Origin of the sequence: Afipia sp. GAS231 (assembly GCF_900103365.1) — a bacterium.
Taxonomy (GTDB): domain Bacteria; phylum Pseudomonadota; class Alphaproteobacteria; order Rhizobiales; family Xanthobacteraceae; genus Bradyrhizobium.
Map to the genome: position 1 here is coordinate 5,291,111 of NZ_LT629703.1, position 20,246 is coordinate 5,311,356.

The following is a 20,246-nucleotide window of genomic DNA, read 5'->3' on the forward strand; positions in this document are numbered from 1 at the left end:
GGCGTTGCTTATTTTCTCTCCGGTGCTGAAAACATCGGATTGCCATTAGCGGAGGCCGAAGCAGGGACTTCCTCTTGCATAACATCCCAATGCTCGGCCACCTTGCCGCCCTCTAGTCTGAATATGTCGACGGCTATCATCGGCTTTGGTCCCCATCCAACATAACGTCCATGAACCATCACCAGATCGCCTTCGGCCACCGCCATACCTGGTTGATAAGAAAAGTCCTTGGGCAATTTGGGGATCAGATCCTTTATCGCAGCCGGACCGTTCGGAATTGTTGGATTGTGCTGAATATAATCGGCCGTGAAATGTTCCACGACATTTGGGTCCCTGTCGATGAACGCGCCGATCAACGCGCGTAAGGCTATCTGCTTATTGGTTTCCATAGCAAATTCCTCTTTTAGATTGCGGTGAAGATATCGGCACATTTAGCGGAGGCTATTCTCGTGCAGGAGGGACATCAAGGTTATTGCGTCCAAAAACTGCGTAGAGCTCGTCAACCTCGTGTGGTGGTTTGATTGCCTGCGACAAATCAACCCGACGGGCAAATCACCAAAAGTCTGTCCAGCCCTTCGGATAAAAATATTCCGCTGGCCCCGTCGGGCAAATCAGATTTAGGACTCCCGCCATCCTGTCCCACCAGAGCAACTGTGCTGAAGTAAACCGGCGATCGGCCGGGCCTCAAGGCTGGCGCGGGGCGCGCCCCGCCTTCGGCGGCTTACGGCCTTGACCCCGTCCGCTCTCCGGTCTGTTGGCTTGGCATGCGCTCGGTCGATGACCGAGCGCGGTGAGGTGCGCTCGCTCAGTTCAGTGCGTAACGGCTGGGATCCCATTTCTGCCGTCGTGCGATCATGATGTTGAGGATGACGATGAGCTTGCGCATGCAGGCGACAAGCACCACTTTCGGCTTCTTTCCCTTGGCAATCAGGCGGTCGTAGAAGGCCTTGAGCACCGGGTTGTTCTGCGTGGCTGCGCCGAGGCAGGGCATGTAGATGGCGTTGCGGACCCAGCGGCGGCCACCCTTGATATGACGCTCACCGCGCCGATGGCCGCTATCGTCGTCGTACGGGGCGGCGCCTAATAACGCACCGGCGATCTTGTTGCTCACCTGCCCAAGCTCCGGCATCCCCGCAATGAGGTTGGCGGAGGTCGTTTCGGCGAGGCCCGGCACGCTCTCGATGATCTCGGCACGCTCGGCAAGGTGTGGCGAGGCCTTGATCTTGGCCGCAATTGCCGCCTCGAGCTTGGCAATTTCACTGACCAGATTCTTCAAGACGCGGGCATGCGTTTTCTGAACCAGTCCTGGTGCAGCATGCTCGTTTTGGCTTTGCAAGCGCGTCTTGAGATCACCCAGACCGATGCGCGCTTTCACCAGCGCGAGCAACTCCTCGCGTGCGGCATCGTGGGTCTGGCTCGGCGCCTCGGTAAATATCTCGGCGAACCAGGCGATCATCTCCGCGTCGATCACATCGTTCTTTGCCAGCCGGCCGGCCGATAGCGCGAAGCTGCGGACGCGTTTGGGGTCGACGATCCGCACCTCGACACCGGCCTGGCGCAGTAGCTTGGCCCAGTCACGCTCGTAACCGCCGCTCGCCTCCATCACAGCCCTGGTTGCCTTGTACTTGCGAAGCCAGGCCACCAGCTTGCGGTGGCCTTGTCCCGTGTTCGGACAGACCTGACGCAATGACAGCGAGCGAATGCACGCATCCACCTTGTCCTTTGCCACATCGATGCCCACGACAATGCGATCATCTTGTGCCATCATCCACTCCCTTCCTTGCTCGGTACGGGCTCGAAGCCCTTGCAACTGTTCGGGTTGAGGAAGACGCCGGAGCTGTCCCTCGCTCTGGTACAGGCTCTGTCGCCTTTGGGGCGTACGGGCTCAGTTCCAGCAACGGGCGGTTGGTCCGCAACCGCCCGTTCGCTCATTCTGCCAAATTTTTTGGACACAAGGGGCGTCGGCCATCGTCGCAAACGAGGGACAGGGAGCGGTGGACGCGGCAGCACGCGAGACGAACGGGCTGTTGCGTACGGCGAAATCGTTTGGGTCCGACGCCCCGGTGCTGGCGTCAAGTCGGCGGAAGCGAAAGCCGAAGCGGATGATGGTGGCAAGAAAGCCGGTCACCAGGACGAAATCGTATAAGCCGTAAAGCCATTGCGCAGGGAAGGCCGGATGCCTCCGCCAAACCTGTATGCTCGTGCGCAAATCTTTGTTGCATCCACCGCGTACGAGACCGCGGGTGCGGCGCGCACCCGGTCTTCCCTGCGCCCTCTGATTTTCGGGGGCAAGGTTTTCTTGCAAAACTCCGGGCAGATCATGCCGCGAGAACGCGAAGCCGTATTCAATTTCGTAGGATGGGTGGAGCGCAGCGATACCCATCAATACCGACCGCGAAGATGATGGGTATCGCTTCGCTCCACCCATCCTACGGTTCTGCAATGACGTGGAGAAGGCGACGTTCATTTCTGCGGCTGCGCCGGAGCCAGCAACTCGGCTCTTCGCGGCGGGACAACAGGACGATCGGGAGGTCCGAACACCCGCTCGAACAGCCAAGTGGTGTCGTTGACGAATTTTTCGTTGCCGCCCTCCGTGAACCAGCGCCACAGCCCGCAACCGGTATCGCCGGCCGGCATGATCCAGATCACGTTGTCGGGGCGATCCCAGCAGCCGATCAGAGGAGGCAGGCCCAAAAGCCCGGGGGCCTCGTCGTAATAGATCGATGCCAGCACGTCGGTGCCGGCCGAACTTCGATTTTGCACCTCGATGCCGGCAAAGCGAATCACGCGGCCGGGCGGGGCCTTGACCAGATAGGCCGGCGCATAGGGCCGCGCCCGTTGGCTGGCGCTGACGATCGTGCCCTCATTGACCAGAAAGACTCCCGAGGTCGGGACTTCGACGGACTCGACGCACGGACAGTACCCGCTCGATCCCTGGGCCTGGCTTGGCTCCCGGTTCTCCCTCTGGCGTTCCGATGGACAAGTGCCCGGAATAGTCCAGTCCGCGCGATAGCGACGCGCGCTGACCGCGCTCACGCCGCCGTACCCGGGAAGACTGACGGAGACGATCTCTTCGACCTCGCCCGAGATCAGCAGGTCATGGCACCTCGCGTCGCAGGGAATATCGACCAGCACGAAGCGAGACGGCAATGGAATTCGCCGCGCTATCACCGGTTCCTGGGACAGGCCATGCGCGAACAGGATCCGCGGCAGCGCGAATGCCATGTCGATCGCATAGCCGGCGAGCAGCACCAGCAGGATTCGGTATTTGTATCGCGCCCACCAACCGGTCCATCTGAGCAGAACAACAAGCGCGACCAAAGCGAGCAGGGTGAGCAGGACCGGATGAAAGACGATCAGCCAGAGATAGAGCGGCATGGCAGCCTGCGCGGTCTTGAGGAAACGGCACTAATCCCGCGCGATGATCTCGCGCTCGCCGGCGTGAGTATTCGCAGGGTTGAGCAGGTCGCCGGCGCGGCGGCGGACCAGGAACTTCGGGCGGCGGGCGCGGATGGCGTTGTGGCGGCGGCGCCGGGCGGCGGGTTCGCTGACCTCGTCTTCCGGCAATTGAGGAAGCGCGAAGATCTCGCTCCAGGTCTGCCAGGCGGATGCGATCTCGTCGGCGTCGGAGCTGACGAGAAGCGGAATCGAAAGCGAGGGGTCGCGATGCACCAGGATCAACGCTTGCGCGTCGTCGAGGCCCCGCAAACCGACGCCGAGAAAATCGCGGACGCTGATGTTGACCGCCATGCGCATGCCCTGGACGGCACGGCGCAGCACGACGCGTTCGCGGTGAAGTTCGATGTTCCGTACGCTGCCGTCTGCGCGGGTATCATGCGCATCGAACGAGAGCGGAAGGGAAAGAGGGTCGAGCCGCAATGCACGGCTCGACCCGGCGGGATTGATCCCGCTTGTTGCTGTTTGACGCCTCACGGCTTTATCTCCCCGCCGGGATTATGTTCCCGGTCGATACGTGAGACCTTAGCCGACGCGTTTCCGTTTCGGCTTAAAAAGGCTGGTTAATCCATGGTCACCTGCCGCGCTTCTGCCCGCATGATTGACAAGACCTTGGCTCACATGATTGACGAGACCTTGCTTCAATGCCGAAATTGTCTGGCATTTGACACCGCAAGATGCTTGAAATCCCTGTGAATCAGGCACATCTGGTGGGTCTGCCGGTTAGCGTTCCAACTCTCTTCAATGTCAGGGATTTTGTTTGTGAACTCTTCACCATCCACGGATCAGCCGCTTTCCCGATCGCCTGCGAATTCCGACCTGTTCGATCAGTCCGCACTTTCGACACTGGCGCAACGCCTGGTCGAGGCGGCCAAGCGCGCCGGCGCGGATGCCGCGGACGCGGTCGCGGTGCGCGGCGTCTCGCAGGGCGTCGAGGTGCGTGACGGGCGCGTCGAGGAATCCGAGCGTTCGGAAGGCGACGATGTCGGATTGCGCGTGCTGGTCGGGCAGCGCCAGGCGGTGGTCTCGACCAACGACGTCTCCGGCGACGGCATCGCGAAGTTGGCCGAGCGTGCGGTCGCGATGGCGCGGGTCGCGCCTGACGATAAGTTTGTCGGCCTCGCCGACCCGTCGCTGCTGGCGCATGAGTTTGCCGATCTCGATCTGCTCGATCGAAAAGTCCCGACCACAGCCGAACTGGAGCGCCGGGCCTGCGAAGCCGAAGCGGCGGCGCTGGCGGTCAAGGGCGTGTCGAAGTCCGGCGGCGCCTCGGCGTCGAGCGGCATCGGCGGCATGGTGCTGGTGACCTCGACCGGTTTCCACGGCTCATATCTGCGTTCGAGCCACGGCATCTCGATGACCGCGATCTCCGGTGAGGGCACCGGCATGGAGCGCGACTACGATTTCACCTCGGCGCCGCATGCGTCCGATCTCGCCTCGCCGGCCAGCGTCGGCCGCAAGGCCGGCGAGCGTACCGTGGCGCGCGCCAATCCGCGCAAGGTCGAGACCTGCAAGGTGCCGGTGGTGTTCGATCCGCGCGCGTCGGGCTCGCTGGTCGGCCATCTCGTCGGCGCCATCAACGGCGCCTCGATCGCGCGCAAGACCAGCTTCCTGAAGGACCGGCTCGGCGAGCAGCTGTTTTCAAAGGACATCCGCATCATCGATGACCCCTTAAGAGTTCGCGGACTGCGTTCGCAGACCTTCGACGCCGAGGGTGTCAAGGTGAAGCGGCACGCGCTGATCGACGAGGGCGTGCTGACGACATGGCTTTTGGATTCCGCGACCGCGCGCGAGCTCGGCATGGTCACGACCGGGCATGCCCATCGCGGCGTCTCGTCCTCGCCGTCGCCGGGATCGTATAATCTGCACCTCGAGGCCGGCCGCGTGACTCCGAAGCAACTGATCTCGGATATCAAGCAGGGCTTTTACGTCACCGATCTGATCGGTTCCGGCGTCAATGGCGTGACCGGCGATTACAGCCGCGGCGCCTCCGGCTTCTGGATCGAGAACGGCGAGATCACCTATGCCGTCAGCGAGGTGACGATCGCGGGCCACCTGCTGCCGATGTTCAAATCGCTGGTCGCCGCCGACGACCTGGAATTCCGCTACGGCGTCAATGCGCCGACCTTGCGCATCGAGGGCTTGACGCTTGGCGGACGCTGACACAGCCGAAAAGATTTCAGCGCGCGATGTCGCGCTGTTGACGGAAACGGTCCGGGATGCGGGCGCGCTGGCAAAGGCGATGTTTCGTACCGAACTGAAGAACTGGACCAAGGGCGCCTCGTCGCCGGTCTCGGAAGCCGATATCGCCGTCAACGATCTGGTCGAGCAAAGACTGCGTGCGGCGACGCCGGATTACGGCTGGCTGTCGGAAGAAAGCGCCGACGACGACACGCGGCTCGGCAAGCCGCTGGTCTGGATCGTCGATCCGATCGACGGCACCCGGGCTTACCTGGCCGGCCGCGAGGACTGGTGCGTCAGCGTGGCGCTGGTCGCAGGCAGCAAGCCGGTGCTGGCGGCGGTGTTCGCGCCGGTGACGGACGAATTCTTCTTCGCAGTGCACGGGCAGGGCGCGACGCTGAACCGGCGGCAGGTCTCGGCCTCGACCGGCACCGATCTCGATTTTTCCCGGATGGCCGGTCCGAAGCCGCTGGTGCAGCGGCTCAGTCCGTCCTCGGAGGAAATCACGCTGTTTCCGCGAATCGGATCGTTGGCGCTGCGGCTGTGCCGGGTCGCCGACGGCAGCCTCGATGCCGCTTTTGCGGGCGGCCAAAGCCGCGACTGGGACCTTGCCGCGGCCAATTTGATCGTGCAGGAAGCGAATGGTAGAATGACCGCACTCTCGGGGGATGCGATTGAGTACAATCGCCGGGAGGTGACGCATGGGGTGCTGGTGGCAGCGGGACGCGATCGTCATGCACGCATTGTCGAGCATTTTCGCAACCGTCCGCTGCCCTGAACCCGTAGAGCTACGCGCCGCAAATCCTTCGCTACACGTCACGCGTCTTGCGCTATATAGATCCACCTTGCTTGCCGGGCATCTCGTTAGGAAAGATCATTCATGTCAGACAATGCCCAGCCGCAACTGCTTCATCTCGTCATCGGCGGCGAGTTGATCGACCTCGAACACAACACGTTCAAGGATCTCGACAAGGTCGAGATCGTCGGCGTGTTCCCCAATTACGCCACCGCTCACGCGGCCTGGAAGGCGAAGGCGCAGCAGACCGTGGACAATGCCCACATGCGCTACTTCGTGGTTCACCTCCATCGGCTGCTTGACCCGAGCGACGATACGAAGCACTCCCATTGAAACGTTTCTTTCGCGATTTGCTGCGCAGCAGCTGGGTTCAGCGCGCGCTGGGAGTGCTTGCGGCCGAATACCTGCGGCTGGTCTGGCTGACCAACCAGTTCAGCTACGTGCCGACCGACGTGTACGGGATCGTCGAGCCGCAGATGCCGGCGATCTTCGCGTTCTGGCATGGCCAGCATTTCATGACGCCGTTCATCAAGAACAAGGCGAGCTACCGCGCCAAGGTGCTGATCTCGCGGCATCGCGACGGTGAATTTAACGCAATTGCGGCAGAGCGGCTCGGCATCGGCACGATCCGAGGCTCGGGCGATCACGGCGGCGCGTTTCACCGCAAGGGCGGCGTCGGCGCGTTCCGGGAGATGGTGCAGGCGCTTGCGGAGAACTGGAACGTCGCGACCACCGCCGACGTGCCGAAGCGGGCACGGGTGGTGGGCCTCGGCGTCATCATGCTGGCGCGGGAGTCCGGCCGGCCGATCATGCCGTTTGCGATGGTCACCAGCCGGTTTATCCGGTTGAAGAACTGGGACTCCACCACCATCAATTTGCCATTCGGGCGCGGCGTCGTGGTAGGCATTGAACCGGTGTACGTGCCGCCGGACGCCGATGCCGAGACCATGGAAAAATTGCGGCTGCAGGTAGAGACTTATCTGAACGAAGCGACCCGGCTCGCCTATGCGGCGGTCGGGCGCCCGGAGGCCGCCCTTGGTTGATCCGCTGCCGATGACGTTGCGCGTCTACCGGAGACTATCGTCCGCGATGGTGCCGCTGTCGCCTGCGTTGATCAACCGGCGGCTCAAGCTCGGCAAGGAAGATCCGGAGCGCGTCGGCGAGCGCCGCGGCGTCAGCGCCGATGTCCGCCCGGTCGGACCGCTGGTGTGGATTCACGGCGCCAGCGTCGGCGAGGTGCTGGCCGCCGCGGCCCTGATCGAGAAGCTGCGGGCGCTCAACCTGCGCATCCTGCTGACCTCGGGCACGGTGACGTCGGCCGCGATCGTCGCCAAGCGGTTTCCCGCCGACGTGATCCATCAATATGTGCCGTACGACTCGCCGCGTTACGTCGCGCGGTTCCTCGATCACTGGCGGCCCTCGCTGGCGCTGTTCATCGAGTCCGATCTGTGGCCGAACCTGATCCTGTCGAGCGCGGCGCGGCGGCTGCCGATGGTACTGATCAACGGACGGATGTCGCATCGCTCGTTTCCGCGCTGGCGCCGGGTCTCCGGCACGATCTCGGCGCTGCTCGGCCGGTTCGACGTCTGCCTGGCCCAATCCGAGCTCGACGGCGAGCGTTTCGCGGCGCTCGGCAGCCGCAACGTCACGGTCACCGGAAATCTCAAGCTCGACGTTCCCGCACCGCCGGCAGATAGCAGCAAGCTCGAACGGCTGATGTCGATGACGCGGGGCCGGCCGATCGTGGTCGCGGCCTCGACCCATCCCGGCGAAGAGGAGATTCTGGTCGAGACCCACAAGACGCTGGCCGGATTCTTTCCCGGGCTGTTGACCGTGATCGTGCCGCGCCATGCCGACCGCGGCACGGCGATCGCAGGCATGATCACCGCTTCCGGGCTGCAGGCGAGCTTGCGCTCGCGCGAGGAATTGCCGACCGCGGCGACCGATATCTATGTCGGCGATACCATGGGCGAGATGGGCCTGTTCTACCGGCTGGCGCCGATCGTGTTCATGGGCGGATCGCTGGTCGAGCATGGCGGACAGAATCCGATCGAGGCGGTCAAGCTCAGCGCCTCCGTGGTCCACGGTCCGCACGTCTTCAATTTCACCGATGTCTACGAGGCGCTCGATGCCGCCGGCGGCGCGCGTCGCGCCGATACGCCGGACGCGCTGGTGAAACAGCTCGGTCAGTTGCTCGCCGATCCCAGGGTGCGCGACGCCCAGCTTGCGGCATCAGAGCGCGTGGTCGAGCAACTCGGCGGCGCGCTGGAACGGACGCTTGCGGCGCTCGAGCCGTATCTGCTGCAGTTGCGGATCGAGATGGGAGCCGCGAATGCGTGAGCCGGGCTTCTGGCACGGCCCGTCTTCGTGGAAATCGCATGTGTTGAGGCCGCTCGGCGCGCTCTATGGTGCTGTCGCGGCCAACCGGCTGCGGCGAAGAGGTCTGGATGCCGGCGTGCCTGTGCTCTGCGTCGGCAACTATCATGTCGGCGGCGCCGGCAAGACGCCGACGGTGCTGGCGCTGGCGAAACTGTTGCGCGAACTCGGCGAGACGCCGGTGGTGCTGAGCCGCGGCTATGGCGGCAAACTGCGCGGACCGGTCCGGGTCGATCCCTTAAGGCATGCGGCGTCCGATGTCGGCGACGAGCCGCTGATGATGGCAAGCCAGTTGCCGGTGGTGGTCGCGCGCCAGCGTGCGGACGGTGTGCCGCTGGCGCGGTCGCAAGGCGCCACCGTGATCCTGATGGACGACGGTTTTCAGAATCCGTCCGTGGCCAAGGATGTGTCGCTGATCGTGATCGACGGCACCCGCGGTCTCGGCAACGGGCAGGTGTTTCCCGCCGGTCCGTTGCGCGCGCCGTTGAAACCACAAATAGCGCGCACCGACGCGCTGCTCATTGTCGGTAACGGCACCGCCGCCGAGGCGGTGGCGGCGGAGGTCGCCGCGCAGGGCAAACCGGTGCTGCGCGCGCATCTGCAGCCGGATGCGGCGTCCGTGGCGTCGCTGCGCGGCCATCGCGTGCTGGCCTTCGCCGGAATCGGCGATCCCGCGCGATTCTTCGCAACGTTAGAAGCCAGCGGCATCGAGGTGGCGCGGCGGCGCGCTTTCGCCGATCACCATCCGTTCGCGCAAAGCGAGATTGAAGCCCTGGTCGCGGAAGCCGCGCGCGATGCGCTGACGCTGGTCACGACGGAAAAGGATCTGGCGCGGCTGCGGCAGGCCGGCGGCGTGCCGGATTGGGCACACGGCATCATGCCGTTCGCGGTGACGCTTGCATTCGATGACGCGGCGCACTTGCGTAGCTTCGTGACGGCGCGTCTGTTCAAGGCGCGTGAGCGAAAGTTGAGCGAGGGCGACTAGCCCTGGCCCTTCACGGCGCCGGGAAAGTGCCGTTGCAGCACGGCGGTCGGAACCGAATAGGCCTCCTGCAGATCGACGCTCCAGTATTTCAATTCGTCGAGCGGGATCCGCACATCGGTAATGGCGCAGCGCACATAGGTTCCGGGCGAGACCACGCGGAAATCGCCATCCAGATATTGCACCTGCGCTTCGCCATTCCCCGAAGGACCGAATTTATTCAGCACCGTCAAACTCTCCAATGGGCCGGTCTGTCACGCAAACGATCGCAACTTGCCCGGCCAAGTGTATTTTCCGAACGCGGTCTATCATAAATAGGTCGTACTGTCCGCTCCCGAAACCCACCTACTTGTGATGAATTTGGGGCCGATCTGCGTGATAATCTTGCGATCGCGGCTCGCTCAATCTGCGCCGCCAACATGATCTGACCGGGACCGATGCGCCCTCTATCAGTAATACTGTTCCTGACGCTGTTCGCCGTAGGCTTTGCCGCGGCCGCGGCGCCTTTGCCGGCCCCGCATCAGATCGATATCCCTGACGGTAGCGTGACCCTGCACGCGCAGCTCTACAAGCCGGAGGGCGACGGACCGTTCCCCACTGTGATCGCGCTGCATGGCTGCGGCGGACTGGGCGGACATTCCGAGCCGGTGCTGCCGCGCTACCGCGACTGGGCCGAACAACTCCTGAAGGCCGGCCAGGCCGTGCTGTTGCCGGACAGTTACGGCTCGCGCGAATTAGGGCCGCAATGCCGCGTCAAGGAGCGTCACGTGCTCGCCCGCCGCGAGCGGGTGGCCGATATCACCGCGGCGCGGCAGTGGCTCTCGCAACAGTCCTGGGTGGCGCATGACCGCGTCAGCCTGATCGGATGGGCGGGCGGCGCCAGCGCGCTATTGTGGGCGGTACGGCCGCAACTGTCGTCGCGCAATGCCGCGCCGGATTTCCGGTCGGCGATTGCGTTCTATCCGGACTGCCGCGTCTCGTCCGGCCTCGGCTGGAGCGCCCGGGTGCCGACGCTGCTGCTGATCGGTGCCAAGGACGACATCAGTTCGCCGACCGCCTGCCGCGCGATGATCGACGGCGCGCGTGGCCGTAGCGCGCTGACCCGGATCGAAATCTATCCCGGCGCGTCCCATGATTTCGATCGTCCCGATCTGCCGCTGCATGCGATCGGCGGTGGTGGCGGTGATGCGGCACTGCCGGAACATGGCCATATCGGCACCGATACCGAGGCGCGATCGGATTCGCAGGCGCGCGTTGCCGAGTGGCTGGCGCGATAGCGTTTTCGAGCGAAGTGGGCACCGGTTCGCATAGCAATCAAGCTTGCGCAGATTGCGTAGACTTATCTGCGCTAGAAAACGCGTCAAACAAAAAGACTCTAGAACAGGCTTCCCTGATCGACCGGTTTGACCACACGCTTGGCCGCCATCGTCTTGGTCTCGCGCGGCGCGGGCTTGGGCGCGCTGTCGGGCTCGGGTGTCGCCGGCGGACGATCGGAATCCGCGGTGGCGCCGACGCGGCCGTCGGCGAATTCGATGGTCAGATGCGCGTTGGGTCCGACCGCGGCCGCGGCATGCAGGGCATGGCCGTGCGCATCGCGCACCAAAGCAAAGCCGCGCGCCAGCACGCCGCGATAGGACAGCGCCGACAACAACTGGCCGCTATGCGCGACCCGCGCTTCCAGCCGCTGCATTGCCGTGAGCAGCGCGCGGCGGGCGCGTTCGGCAAGGCGCTGCGCGCGTTCGCGGTCGCGCGCGATGGCGTTGCGCTGGGCCTGGGCGTTGGCGAGCTTCGAGGCCTTGAGCCTGACCTCCAGCCCGGCAAAGCGATCGCGGCGCTGGCGCAGCAGCGCGCGGGTGGAAAGCGTGATGCGCTCGCCGGACACCGTCAGGCGCTGCCTTGCGTGCGCGACCTGTCCGCGCAGCACCTTCAACGTCAACCCGGCACTGGCCTGCGAGAAGCGGCGATGATGCGCGTGCGTATTGGCTTTCAACCCGCGGGGCAGGGCGCCGGCGGCGCTGTCGAGCCGCTGCCTGGGTATCGCCAGCAGTTCGGCGGCTGCAGGCAGCGCGCGGGCGGCGGCGCGCAATTCGTTGCGGCGGCCTTCCTGGCTGCGCTGCCAGCAGATCATGGTGCGCCGCGCCAGCGCGGTTACCTCGACGAACAATTCGCTGCGCACGGGGACGGCCATTTCGGCGGCGGCGGTCGGTGTCGGCGCGCGCTTGTCGGCGGCAAAATCGATCAGCGTGATATCGGTCTCGTGGCCGACCGCCGAGATCAGCGGGATCATGCTGTCGGCGGCGGCGCGAACCACGATCTCCTCGTTGAAGGACCAAAGGTCCTCCAGCGAGCCGCCGCCGCGCGCGACGATCAACAGATCCGGCCGCGGGATTCTGCCGCCCTCGGGCAGCGCGTTGAAACCCCGGATGGCGGCGGCGACCTGCTCGGCGGAGCCTTCGCCCTGAACTTTCACGGGCCACACCAGCACCCGGCGCGGAAAACGGTCCTGCAGCCGGTGCAGGATGTCGCGAATGACGGCGCCGGTCGGCGAGGTCACGACGCCGATCACCTCCGGCAGCCACGGCAATAACTGTTTGCGCGACTCGTCGAACAACCCTTCGGCGCCGAGCTTGCGCTTGCGTTCCTCCATCAGCGCCATCAGCGCGCCGACGCCGGCGGGCTCGATCGCCTCGATCACGATCTGGTATTTCGACGAGCCCGGATAGGTCGTGAGCTTGCCGGTCGCGATGACCTCGAGGCCTTCCTGCGGCTTGAAGCGCATGCGCGCATGCACGCCCTTCCAGATCACGGCCTCGATCTTGGCGCTCTCGTCCTTGAGCGCGAAATAGCAGTGGCCGGAGGAGTGCGGCCCGCGAAAGCCGGAGATTTCGCCGCGCACCCGGACATGCCCGTAGGTGTCCTCCACCGTCCGTTTCAGGGCCGAAGACAGCTCCGAGACGGTCAATTCGGGCGTGTTGGTCAGTTTTTCCGCTGCGGGCATGGACATCGATTCGGCAATGTAAATTATCAACATAAAATAGGGATTTTCGGCCGCGGCGGATAGGGAAGATATCGGACCCCAATTCGGCAGGAACCCCTTGCAGAACAAGGGAGACTCGTGCGACCGACTGCGCTTCGAAACCCTGCACCCGGTCCACCTCATGAACATCCTTCTGCTCGGTTCCGGCGGCCGCGAACACGCTTTGGCGTGGAAGATCGCCGCTTCCCCGCTACTGACCAAGTTGTGGTGCGCGCCCGGCAATGCCGGCATCGCCAAAGAGGCCGAATGCGTCGCGCTCGACGTCGCCGACCATGCCGCCGTGATCGAGTTCTGCCGACGCAACGCGGTTGATCTTGTCGTGGTCGGGCCCGAGACGCCGCTGGCGGCCGGGATCGTCGATGATCTCAGTGCCGTCGGCATCAAGGCGTTCGGCCCGAGCAAGCTCGCCGCCCAGCTCGAAGGCTCCAAGGGATTCACAAAGGACCTCTGCAGCGAATTCGATATTCCGACCGGCGCCTATCGCCGCTTTGGCAATGCCAACGACGCACTGGCCTACGTGCGCGCGCAAGGCGCGCCGATCGTGGTCAAGGCCGACGGGCTCGCCGCCGGTAAGGGCGTCGTCGTGGCAATGACCTTGCGCGAAGCCGAAGACGCCATCGCTGTCATGTTCGAGGGCGGCTTCGGTGCCGCCGGCGCCGAAGTCGTGATCGAGGAATTTCTCTCCGGCCGCGAGATCAGCTTCTTTGCGCTGTGCGATGGCGAGACCGCGATCCCGCTCGCCACCGCCCAGGACCACAAGCGCGTGTTCGATCACGATGAGGGCCCGAATACCGGCGGCATGGGCGCCTATTCGCCGACGCCGTTCGTGACGCCCGAGGTCCATGACCAGATCATGTCGCGCATCATTCTGCCGACGGTCGCCGGCATGAAGCAGCGCGGCATGCCATTTCGCGGCATCCTGTACGCCGGCGTCATGGTGACGGCGCAGGGCCCAAAGCTGTTCGAATACAATGTCCGCTTCGGCGATCCCGAATGCCAGGTCTTGATGCTGCGGATGATGTCCGACATCGTGCCGGCATTTCTGGCGTCCTGCGACGGCGAGCTCAGGCATTTCGACCTGCGCTGGTTTCCCGATCCCGCGCTGACGGTGGTGATGGCGGCCAAGGGCTATCCCGGCGACTATGCCAAGGGCACCCGCATCGACGGGCTGGAGGACGCCGCCAAAATCGAAGGTGTCGAAATCTTCCACGCCGGCACGGTGGCAAAGGACGGCGCCGTTCTCGCCAATGGCGGCCGCGTGCTGAATGTTTGCGCGATGGGCAAGACGGTCAAGGAAGCCCAGCGCCGTGCCTATGAGGCGGTCGATCGCATCAAATGGCCGGATGGATTTTGTCGCCGCGACATTGCCTGGCAGGCGGTGGAGCAGGAGGGGTAGTTCCGCTGTCATGCCCGGGCTTGACCCGGGCATCCATCACGCTTCGTAAGAAACTTCTCCAAAGAGGATGGATTGCCGGGTCAAGCCCGGCAATGACACCCTTTGAAAGCCCTTACAGCAAATCCCCGCCCACGGCGCTGGCCGTGGTGCCGTGCTCGCGGAACGCCTTGATGACGTTCTTGCCGATCTTCCACCGGTGCACCTCGTCCGGGCCGTCGACCAGCCGCTGCGCGCGCACCTGGGTGTACCATTTGGCGAGCGGCGTATCCTGGGAAAAGCCGAGCGCGCCATGGAGCTGGATCGCGGTGTCGATCACCTTGTGCACCATGTGGGCATGGAAGATTTTGGCGATCGAGTTCTCCTGCCGGATGTCCATGCCCTTTTCCGCCTTGTAGGCGATGTGCAGCAGCATCAGCCGGCCGATATAGAGCTGTTCGGCGCAATCGGCGAGCATGAACTGGACGCCTTGGCGATCGGCCAGCAGCACGCCGAAGGTCGAACGCTTGGTGATGTGGGCGACCGCCATGTCGAGCGCGCGTTGCGCCTTGGCGACGTTGTGCATGCCGTGGCGCAAGCGGCCGTAGGCGAGGCGATGCTGGCCCATGTTGAAGCCGTTGCCTTCGCCGCCCAGCAGATTGTCGGCGGATACTTTCAGATCCTTGATCTCGATCTCGGAATGACCGCCGTGCAGCACGTCGTCATGCGGACCTTCGATCGCCATGTTCGCGACATTGCGCTTGATCTTGTAGCCGGGGTTCGGTAGCTCGACGATGAAGGTGGAATATTGCTGGTGACGCGGCGCGTTCGGATCGGTCTTGGCCATGACAAGCGCCATGTCGGCGACGCTGGCGGAAGACGAGAACCATTTTTCGCCGTTGAGAACGTAGTTCTCGTTGCCGTCCTTCACCGCGGTGGTCTGCATGCCGGTGGCGTCGGCGCCGGCGGCCTTTTCGGTCATCGAGAAGCAGATGCGCTTCTCGCCATTGAGCAGCGGTTTAAGGAACTTTTCCTTCTGATATTCGGTGCCGTGCTCGAGAATAGTCATCATCGAGGCGTCGTCGGGCCCCTGCGTATTCATCGACAGCGCGCCGAGCATGCTCTCGCCGAGCTCCATTTGCACCAGCGCGTTCGCCAGCGGGCCGAGGCCCATGCCGCCATATTGCTTCGGCACGAACGGGCACCACAGGCCCTGCGCGCGGGCCTTGGCCCGCAGCGGCCCAAGCACCTCGGCGAGCGGCTTGGTGTCGAGTTCCTTCTCCGCGGGGATGCAGTGATCATGCACCCATTGGCGGACTTTTTCGCGGATCGCCTTGGCTTCCGCCGGAATTTCGAAATCGATCGACATGGCACTTCCTCGCTTTTGGTTCTTGTTGGCCGGGCTTGGCGGATGGCATAACGCTGCCACGTGCCAGCGGCAACGCCAAACAATGTTTAAAGCAGCCGCGGCGAGGGAGTGTGACGATGCCCGATCTTGCCGATCTGTTTCCCGGTTATGCCTCCGAATGGATCAATACCAGCGCCGGCCGGATCTTTGCGCGCGTCGGCGGCAAGGGGCCGCCGCTGTTGTTGTTGCACGGGTTCTCGTCGACGCATGTGATGTGGCACACCGTCGCGCCGAAGCTCGCCGACAAATTCACCCTGATCATCGCCGACCTGCCGGGCTACGGCTGGTCGGATATGCCCGACAGCGACAAGGACCATACGCCCTACACCAAGCGCGCGATGGCGAAGACGATGGTGGAAGCGATGGAGCAGCTCGGCCATGTGCATTTTGCGCTGGCCGGTCACGATCGCGGCGGGCGCGTCTCCTACCGGCTGGCGCTCGATCATCCCGGGCGGCTATCCAAGCTCGCGGTGCTCGATATCCTGCCGACCTATGATTACTGGGAGAAGATGAACCGGCTCTATGCGCTGAACATCTATCACTGGACGTTCCTGGCGCAGCCATATCCGCTGCCGGAAACGCTGATTTCCAACAACGGGGAATTCTTCCTGCGGCAGAAGATGGCAAGCCAGACCAGGTTGAAGACGCTGGATGCGATGGACCCGCGCGCGCTGCAGCATTACATCGCGCCGTTCCTCGACCCTGCGCGGATTCACGCGATGTGCGAGGACTACCGTGCCGGCGCCTATGCCGACTACGACATCGACAAGGCCGACTTCGATGCGGGGAAAAAGATCACGATCCCGATGCTGGCGCTGTGGGGCGATGTCGGCATCGCCAAGGCGGCGGCGACGCCGCTCGATACTTGGAAGAAATGGGCGACGAATGTATCGGGCGCGCCGGTAGTATCGGGACATTTTCTGACGGAAGAAAATCCGGACGAGACGGCGCGGTTGTTGCGGGAGTTTTTTCTGGCGTAATTATGCACAAGCGCCTCCACCGTCATTGCGAGGAGCCAACGGGTCGCGCGTATGCGCGCCCGATGACAGGCTCCGCGACGAAGCAATCCATTCTTTCTTTGCGTAGCAAGATGGATTGCTTCGCTTCGCTCGCAATGACGGGACGGGAGACATCACCGTCTCACCTTGAAAAAATCCCGCAGCAGCGTCGCGGCTTCGGTCTCGCCGACTGCCGAATAGACCTCCGGCACATGGTGGCAGGTCGGTTGCGCGAAAAATCTTACGCCGGAATCGACAGCACCCCCTTTGGGGTCGGCGGCGCCGTAATAGAGCCGGCGGATCCGGGCCAACGAGATCGCGCCGGCGCACATGGTGCAGGGCTCCAGCGTCACGTAGAGGTCGCAATCGACCAGCCGTTCCGTGCCGATGGCCTCGGCGGCCTGCCGGATCGCCAGGATTTCGGCATGCGCGGTCGGATCGCGGTCGGTCAGGGTCCGGTTACCGGCGGTGGCAATGACCTCGTAACCCCGGACGATCACGCATCCGATCGGGACTTCGCCGGCTTTTCCGGCGTTTTTGGCCGTTTTGAGGGCCAAATCCATGAAAGAAGGGGCAGTCATGCCTCGTATCATCGAAAGAAACCTGCTACTAGGAGCGCCTTCAGCAAACGTGGATGCCGGTTTTGCGTGAGAATGCGCCTTGATCAAAGTGCGCGCGCGTTATCGCTATGACAGCCCATCCGCCTGATAGCCATTTCATACGTACCCGAGAGACCCTTCATGCCCCGCGATAACGACAAAAACAACGATTCCCGCGGCCGGCGTGACCGCCAAGGCGAAGGCAAGGGCCGCGCCGGCGGAGGCAAGGGCCGTTCCGGGGCAGCGCGGGGACCGGACAAGAAATTCGCCAAGCGCGGCTTTGCCGGCAAGAGCGAGGGCGACGGCGAGCGGCGCCCCTATGCCGGGAAGTCTGACGGCGCCAAATCATTCGGCAAGAAGCCCTATGCAGGCGGAGGCAAACCCTACGCCGGCAAGCGCGATGGCGATGATCGTCCGCCGCGCCGGGACTTTGGTGATTCACCGCGGCCCCGGTTTAACCGCGAAGACCGTCCCGCCGGTGATCGTCCGGACCGTGGCCCGCGCAAGGATTTTGGTTCGCGTCCGGACCGTGACGGCGAAAAACGCACCTTCAAGCCGCGTGGCGACCGCCCGAATTTCAGCCGCGATGATCGTGGCGGCGAAAAGCGGCCGTACACGCCCCGCGGCGACCGTCCCAATTTCAATCGCGACGACCGGCCGCCGCGCCGTGACGATGCGCGACCGGCCGGGCGTTTCCAGGATAAGAAGTTCGGCGACAAGAAACCCTATACGCCGCGCGACCGTGATGGCGAGAAGCGTCCCTATACCCCGCGGGAAGGTGGCGGCGAGAAGCGGCCTTACACCCCGCGCGGCGAAGGTTTCCGCAAAGACGGCGACCGGCCCCGTGGCGATCGCCCGTTCAGCGCGCGGCCTCCGCGCGACGGAGATCGGCCTCGTGGAGATCGGCCGGAGCGAAAATTCGGTGGCGACAAGAAGTTCTCGTCACGCGGTGCGCCGGACCGTGGTCCGCGCAAGGATTTTGGCAGCCGTCCGGATAGGGGTCCGCGCAAGGATTTCGGTTCCGATCGTGGTGATTCAAAGCCGTGGCAGAAGCGCGAGGATCGTCCCCAAGGAGATCGTCCTGCCGGGGATCGCCCGTTCCGGGAACGGCCGAAATTCGACCGGCCCCGCGAAGACCGCGGCGACCGCCCGAAATTCGACCGTCCGCGCCAGCGACCGGAGGGCCGCACCGATTGGCAGGAACATCCGCGCAATGAGGCCGGTGAAGACCGGCCGCGCCGCGAGAACGAGGACGACAGCCGTATCTTCGCCAAGCGTCCGGCGTTCGGCGGCCGCGGCGCCTACCGCGAACGAGCGCCCGACTTCGACAAGCGGGCGCCGCGCCCCGAGCCGAAGAAGAAAACCAGCGAGCGCATTGCCAAGGTGATGGCGCGGGCTGGCCTCGCCTCGCGCCGCGATGCCGAGGAATGGATCACGCAGGGCCGCGTCACCGTCAACGGCCGCGTCATCAACTCGCCGGCGCTCGATGTTACCGGCAACGATGTCATCGCGATCGACGGCAAGCCGTTGCCGCCGCGCGAACGCACCCGGCTGTTCATGTTCCACAAGCCGCGTGGCCTGATGACGACGCATGCGGACCCTGAGGGTCGGCCGACCGTGTTCGACAATCTGCCGGAAGGCTTGCCGCGGCTGATCTCGATCGGCCGGCTCGATTTCAACACCGAGGGCCTATTGCTGCTGACCAACGACGGCGGGCTGGCGCGTGCGCTGGAATTGCCCGACACCGGCTGGCTGCGGCGCTATCGCGTTCGCGCCCATGGCGAGGTTACGCAGGGCCAGCTTGATGAACTGAAGAAGGGCGTCGAAGTCGACGGCGTCAAATACGGCTCGATCGACGCGACGCTGGAGCGCGACCAGGGCGCCAACGTCTGGCTGGTGTTTGCGATCCGCGAAGGCAAGAACCGTGAAGTCCGCAACGTGATGGCGCATCTCGGCCTCGAGGTGAACCGGCTGATCCGCGTGTCCTACGGACCGTTCCAGCTCGGTGAACTCGAAGAAGGCAAGGTCGAGGAGGTCAAGACCCGGGTGTTGCGCGAGCAGCTCGGCGAAAAGATCGCGGCGCTCGCCGGCGCCGATTTCAACCGGCCGATGCCGGGCGACAAAACCGAGTCCGAGAAGCCGGATGACGCCGACGCGCCGCGCGGCAAAAAACCGTTCAAGCGGGCCGGCAAGAGCGGGTTGATCGCCGACCGCAAGGGCCGCCGCGTGCTGGTGCAGCGCACCGGCAGCGACGAGGCCCGTGCCCGCAATGAGGAAGAGGCCAGCGGCTACGGCCCGCCGCGCCGCCCGCAACGAGGCTATCACGGCAAGCGCGATTTGAAGCCGAAGGACGAGTAGCTGGGCTATGCGTGTCGTCGGCGGACGGTTGAAGGGGCGTAACCTCGCCTCGCCCTCATCGAACGATATCCGCCCGACGGCGGATCGGTTGCGCGAGTCGGTGTTCAATATTCTGATCCATGCCTACGACAACCCGATCGAAGGCGCGCGCGTGCTCGACCTGTTTGCCGGCACCGGCGCGCTCGGCATCGAGGCGACCTCACGCGGCGCGCTGTTCACGCTGTTCGTCGACAACGGCGCCGAGGCCCGCGCGCTGTTGCGCAACAATGTCGAGGCGCTCGGCCTCGGCGGGGTGACAAAGGTCTATCGCCGCGACGCCACCGATCTCGGCCCGGCGCATCCGGTCGAACCGTTCGCGCTGGTGTTTCTCGATCCGCCCTACGGTCGTGGGCTGGCGGAGAAAGCGCTTGTCTCGCTGCGCGACGGCGGCTGGCTGATCCCGGGCGCGCTGCTGGTGGTCGAGGAGGCGAAGGCTGCCGCGTTTACGGCGCCTGACGGCTTCGAGGAGCTGGAACGGCGGGCCTATGACGATACCGAGTTTGTGTTTCTGAGGGCCAAAATTGTAGGGCGGATTAGCGAAGCGTAATCCGCCGTTCTCTTCGCGCAATCGGTGGATTACGCCGGAGCCTGTCATCGGGCCGCGCTTTGCGCGGACCCGTTGGGCTAATCCACCCTACAAGCGA

General features: G+C 64.3%; 20 protein-coding genes. 11 read left to right on the forward strand and 9 right to left on the reverse strand.

Going from position 1 to position 20,246, the window contains the following annotated elements:
• Positions 1 to 8: 8 nt before the first annotated feature.
• From BLS26_RS24980 to BLS26_RS24995, 5 genes are all read right to left on the reverse strand, one after another.
• A complete protein-coding gene (locus BLS26_RS24980) occupies positions 9 to 389 on the reverse strand; it encodes a nuclear transport factor 2 family protein (RefSeq protein WP_092515249.1) in 381 nt (126 codons plus the stop codon).
• Between the two features lie 416 nt (positions 390 to 805).
• Positions 806 to 1,768, reverse strand: coding sequence for an IS110 family transposase (locus BLS26_RS24985; RefSeq protein WP_092509475.1), 963 nt, complete (start codon positions 1,766 to 1,768; stop codon positions 806 to 808).
• A gap of 117 nt (positions 1,769 to 1,885) precedes the next feature.
• Positions 1,886 to 2,383: a hypothetical protein gene (locus tag BLS26_RS35975; protein WP_157676586.1), complete on the reverse strand. Its 498-nt coding sequence runs from the start codon at positions 2,381 to 2,383 to the stop codon at positions 1,886 to 1,888.
• A gap of 80 nt (positions 2,384 to 2,463) precedes the next feature.
• Entirely contained in the window at positions 2,464 to 3,378 is a 915-nt protein-coding gene (locus tag BLS26_RS24990; RefSeq protein WP_092515250.1) for a hypothetical protein, read from the reverse strand.
• 30 nt (positions 3,379 to 3,408) lie between these two features.
• Positions 3,409 to 3,933 carry a DUF6101 family protein gene (locus tag BLS26_RS24995; protein WP_092515251.1) on the reverse strand — a complete coding sequence of 175 codons (525 nt, stop codon included), beginning with the start codon at positions 3,931 to 3,933 and terminating at the stop codon, positions 3,409 to 3,411.
• Between the two features lie 285 nt (positions 3,934 to 4,218).
• Here BLS26_RS24995 and BLS26_RS25000 point away from each other — a divergent pair, with 285 nt between their 5' ends.
• The 6 genes from BLS26_RS25000 to lpxK all read left to right on the forward strand — a co-directional run bounded on the left by BLS26_RS25000 (position 4,219) and on the right by lpxK (position 9,794).
• Positions 4,219 to 5,619: a TldD/PmbA family protein gene (locus BLS26_RS25000; RefSeq protein ID WP_172804682.1), complete on the forward strand. Its 1,401-nt coding sequence runs from the start codon at positions 4,219 to 4,221 to the stop codon at positions 5,617 to 5,619.
• Positions 5,606 to 6,415, forward strand: coding sequence for a 3'(2'),5'-bisphosphate nucleotidase CysQ (locus tag BLS26_RS25005; RefSeq protein WP_092515253.1), 810 nt, complete (start codon positions 5,606 to 5,608; stop codon positions 6,413 to 6,415). Before BLS26_RS25000 ends, BLS26_RS25005 begins: the two co-directional genes overlap by 14 nt.
• A gap of 102 nt (positions 6,416 to 6,517) precedes the next feature.
• On the forward strand, positions 6,518 to 6,766 hold the full coding sequence (locus BLS26_RS25010; protein ID WP_092515254.1) for a DUF4170 domain-containing protein: 249 nt from the start codon (positions 6,518 to 6,520) through the stop codon (positions 6,764 to 6,766).
• The gene (locus tag BLS26_RS25015) at positions 6,763 to 7,476 is read left to right on the forward strand and encodes a lysophospholipid acyltransferase family protein (RefSeq protein WP_092515255.1); all 714 of its coding nucleotides are present in this window, start codon (positions 6,763 to 6,765) and stop codon (positions 7,474 to 7,476) included. The genes BLS26_RS25010 and BLS26_RS25015 overlap by 4 nt, the downstream gene beginning before the upstream one ends.
• Complete coding sequence (locus tag BLS26_RS25020; protein WP_092515256.1) at positions 7,439 to 8,773, forward strand: 3-deoxy-D-manno-octulosonic acid transferase; 1,335 nt, start codon at positions 7,439 to 7,441, stop codon at positions 8,771 to 8,773. Before BLS26_RS25015 ends, BLS26_RS25020 begins: the two co-directional genes overlap by 38 nt.
• On the forward strand, positions 8,766 to 9,794 hold the full coding sequence (lpxK, locus tag BLS26_RS25025; protein ID WP_092515257.1) for a tetraacyldisaccharide 4'-kinase: 1,029 nt from the start codon (positions 8,766 to 8,768) through the stop codon (positions 9,792 to 9,794). The genes BLS26_RS25020 and lpxK overlap by 8 nt, the downstream gene beginning before the upstream one ends.
• On the opposite strand, the gene BLS26_RS25030 is transcribed toward lpxK, so the two are convergent.
• Entirely contained in the window at positions 9,791 to 10,018 is a 228-nt protein-coding gene (locus BLS26_RS25030; RefSeq protein WP_092518539.1) for a DUF2093 domain-containing protein, read from the reverse strand. The two genes, lpxK and BLS26_RS25030, sit on opposite strands and share 4 nt — an antisense overlap.
• Positions 10,019 to 10,228: 210 nt before the next feature.
• Between BLS26_RS25030 and BLS26_RS25035 the strand changes: the two genes are divergently transcribed.
• Positions 10,229 to 11,068, forward strand: coding sequence for a dienelactone hydrolase family protein (locus BLS26_RS25035; RefSeq protein ID WP_092515258.1), 840 nt, complete (start codon positions 10,229 to 10,231; stop codon positions 11,066 to 11,068).
• Positions 11,069 to 11,166: 98 nt separating this feature from the next.
• Here BLS26_RS25035 and xseA read toward each other — a convergent pair whose 3' ends face one another.
• On the reverse strand, positions 11,167 to 12,789 hold the full coding sequence (xseA, locus tag BLS26_RS25040) for an exodeoxyribonuclease VII large subunit (RefSeq protein ID WP_172804683.1): 1,623 nt from the start codon (positions 12,787 to 12,789) through the stop codon (positions 11,167 to 11,169).
• A 160-nt stretch (positions 12,790 to 12,949) separates the two neighbouring features.
• Here xseA and purD point away from each other — a divergent pair, with 160 nt between their 5' ends.
• Entirely contained in the window at positions 12,950 to 14,224 is a 1,275-nt protein-coding gene (purD, locus tag BLS26_RS25045; RefSeq protein ID WP_092518541.1) for a phosphoribosylamine--glycine ligase, read from the forward strand.
• A gap of 112 nt (positions 14,225 to 14,336) precedes the next feature.
• Here the strand turns inward: purD and BLS26_RS25050 are convergent, their stop codons facing one another.
• Positions 14,337 to 15,569 (reverse strand): acyl-CoA dehydrogenase family protein, encoded by a 1,233-nt coding sequence (locus BLS26_RS25050; RefSeq protein ID WP_074823818.1) that lies wholly within the window; start codon positions 15,567 to 15,569, stop codon positions 14,337 to 14,339.
• Between the two features lie 116 nt (positions 15,570 to 15,685).
• Here BLS26_RS25050 and BLS26_RS25055 point away from each other — a divergent pair, with 116 nt between their 5' ends.
• The gene (locus BLS26_RS25055; RefSeq protein WP_092515259.1) at positions 15,686 to 16,588 is read left to right on the forward strand and encodes an alpha/beta fold hydrolase; all 903 of its coding nucleotides are present in this window, start codon (positions 15,686 to 15,688) and stop codon (positions 16,586 to 16,588) included.
• Positions 16,589 to 16,740: 152 nt separating this feature from the next.
• Here BLS26_RS25055 and BLS26_RS25060 read toward each other — a convergent pair whose 3' ends face one another.
• Positions 16,741 to 17,187, reverse strand: a complete 447-nt coding sequence (locus BLS26_RS25060; protein ID WP_244541681.1) for a nucleoside deaminase — start codon at positions 17,185 to 17,187, stop codon at positions 16,741 to 16,743.
• A gap of 159 nt (positions 17,188 to 17,346) precedes the next feature.
• On the opposite strand from BLS26_RS25060, the gene BLS26_RS25065 reads away from it, so the two are divergent.
• Complete coding sequence (locus tag BLS26_RS25065; RefSeq protein ID WP_092515261.1) at positions 17,347 to 19,563, forward strand: pseudouridine synthase; 2,217 nt, start codon at positions 17,347 to 17,349, stop codon at positions 19,561 to 19,563.
• Positions 19,564 to 19,570: 7 nt separating this feature from the next.
• On the forward strand, positions 19,571 to 20,149 hold the full coding sequence (gene rsmD / locus BLS26_RS25070; RefSeq protein WP_092515262.1) for a 16S rRNA (guanine(966)-N(2))-methyltransferase RsmD: 579 nt from the start codon (positions 19,571 to 19,573) through the stop codon (positions 20,147 to 20,149).
• Positions 20,150 to 20,246 lie beyond the last annotated feature (97 nt).

Excerpts from the sequence above, each read along its gene's own strand:
- BLS26_RS24980 (WP_092515249.1), bottom strand. The coding sequence starts at position 389 with ATGGAAACCAATAAGCAGATAGCCTTACGCGCGTTGATCGGCGCGTTC.
- BLS26_RS24985 (WP_092509475.1), bottom strand. The coding sequence starts at position 1,768 with ATGATGGCACAAGATGATCGCATTGTCGTGGGCATCGATGTGGCAAAG.
- BLS26_RS35975 (WP_157676586.1), bottom strand. The coding sequence starts at position 2,383 with ATGGGTATCGCTGCGCTCCACCCATCCTACGAAATTGAATACGGCTTC.
- BLS26_RS24990 (WP_092515250.1), bottom strand. The coding sequence starts at position 3,378 with ATGCCGCTCTATCTCTGGCTGATCGTCTTTCATCCGGTCCTGCTCACC.
- BLS26_RS25010 (WP_092515254.1), top strand. The coding sequence starts at position 6,518 with ATGTCAGACAATGCCCAGCCGCAACTGCTTCATCTCGTCATCGGCGGC.
- BLS26_RS25020 (WP_092515256.1), top strand. The coding sequence starts at position 7,439 with ATGCGGCGGTCGGGCGCCCGGAGGCCGCCCTTGGTTGATCCGCTGCCG.
- lpxK (WP_092515257.1), top strand. The coding sequence starts at position 8,766 with ATGCGTGAGCCGGGCTTCTGGCACGGCCCGTCTTCGTGGAAATCGCAT.
- BLS26_RS25035 (WP_092515258.1), top strand. The coding sequence starts at position 10,229 with ATGCGCCCTCTATCAGTAATACTGTTCCTGACGCTGTTCGCCGTAGGC.
- xseA (WP_172804683.1), bottom strand. The coding sequence starts at position 12,789 with ATGCCCGCAGCGGAAAAACTGACCAACACGCCCGAATTGACCGTCTCG.
- purD (WP_092518541.1), top strand. The coding sequence starts at position 12,950 with ATGAACATCCTTCTGCTCGGTTCCGGCGGCCGCGAACACGCTTTGGCG.
- BLS26_RS25050 (WP_074823818.1), bottom strand. The coding sequence starts at position 15,569 with ATGTCGATCGATTTCGAAATTCCGGCGGAAGCCAAGGCGATCCGCGAA.
- BLS26_RS25055 (WP_092515259.1), top strand. The coding sequence starts at position 15,686 with ATGCCCGATCTTGCCGATCTGTTTCCCGGTTATGCCTCCGAATGGATC.
- BLS26_RS25060 (WP_244541681.1), bottom strand. The coding sequence starts at position 17,187 with ATGACTGCCCCTTCTTTCATGGATTTGGCCCTCAAAACGGCCAAAAAC.
- BLS26_RS25065 (WP_092515261.1), top strand. The coding sequence starts at position 17,347 with ATGCCCCGCGATAACGACAAAAACAACGATTCCCGCGGCCGGCGTGAC.
- rsmD (WP_092515262.1), top strand. The coding sequence starts at position 19,571 with ATGCGTGTCGTCGGCGGACGGTTGAAGGGGCGTAACCTCGCCTCGCCC.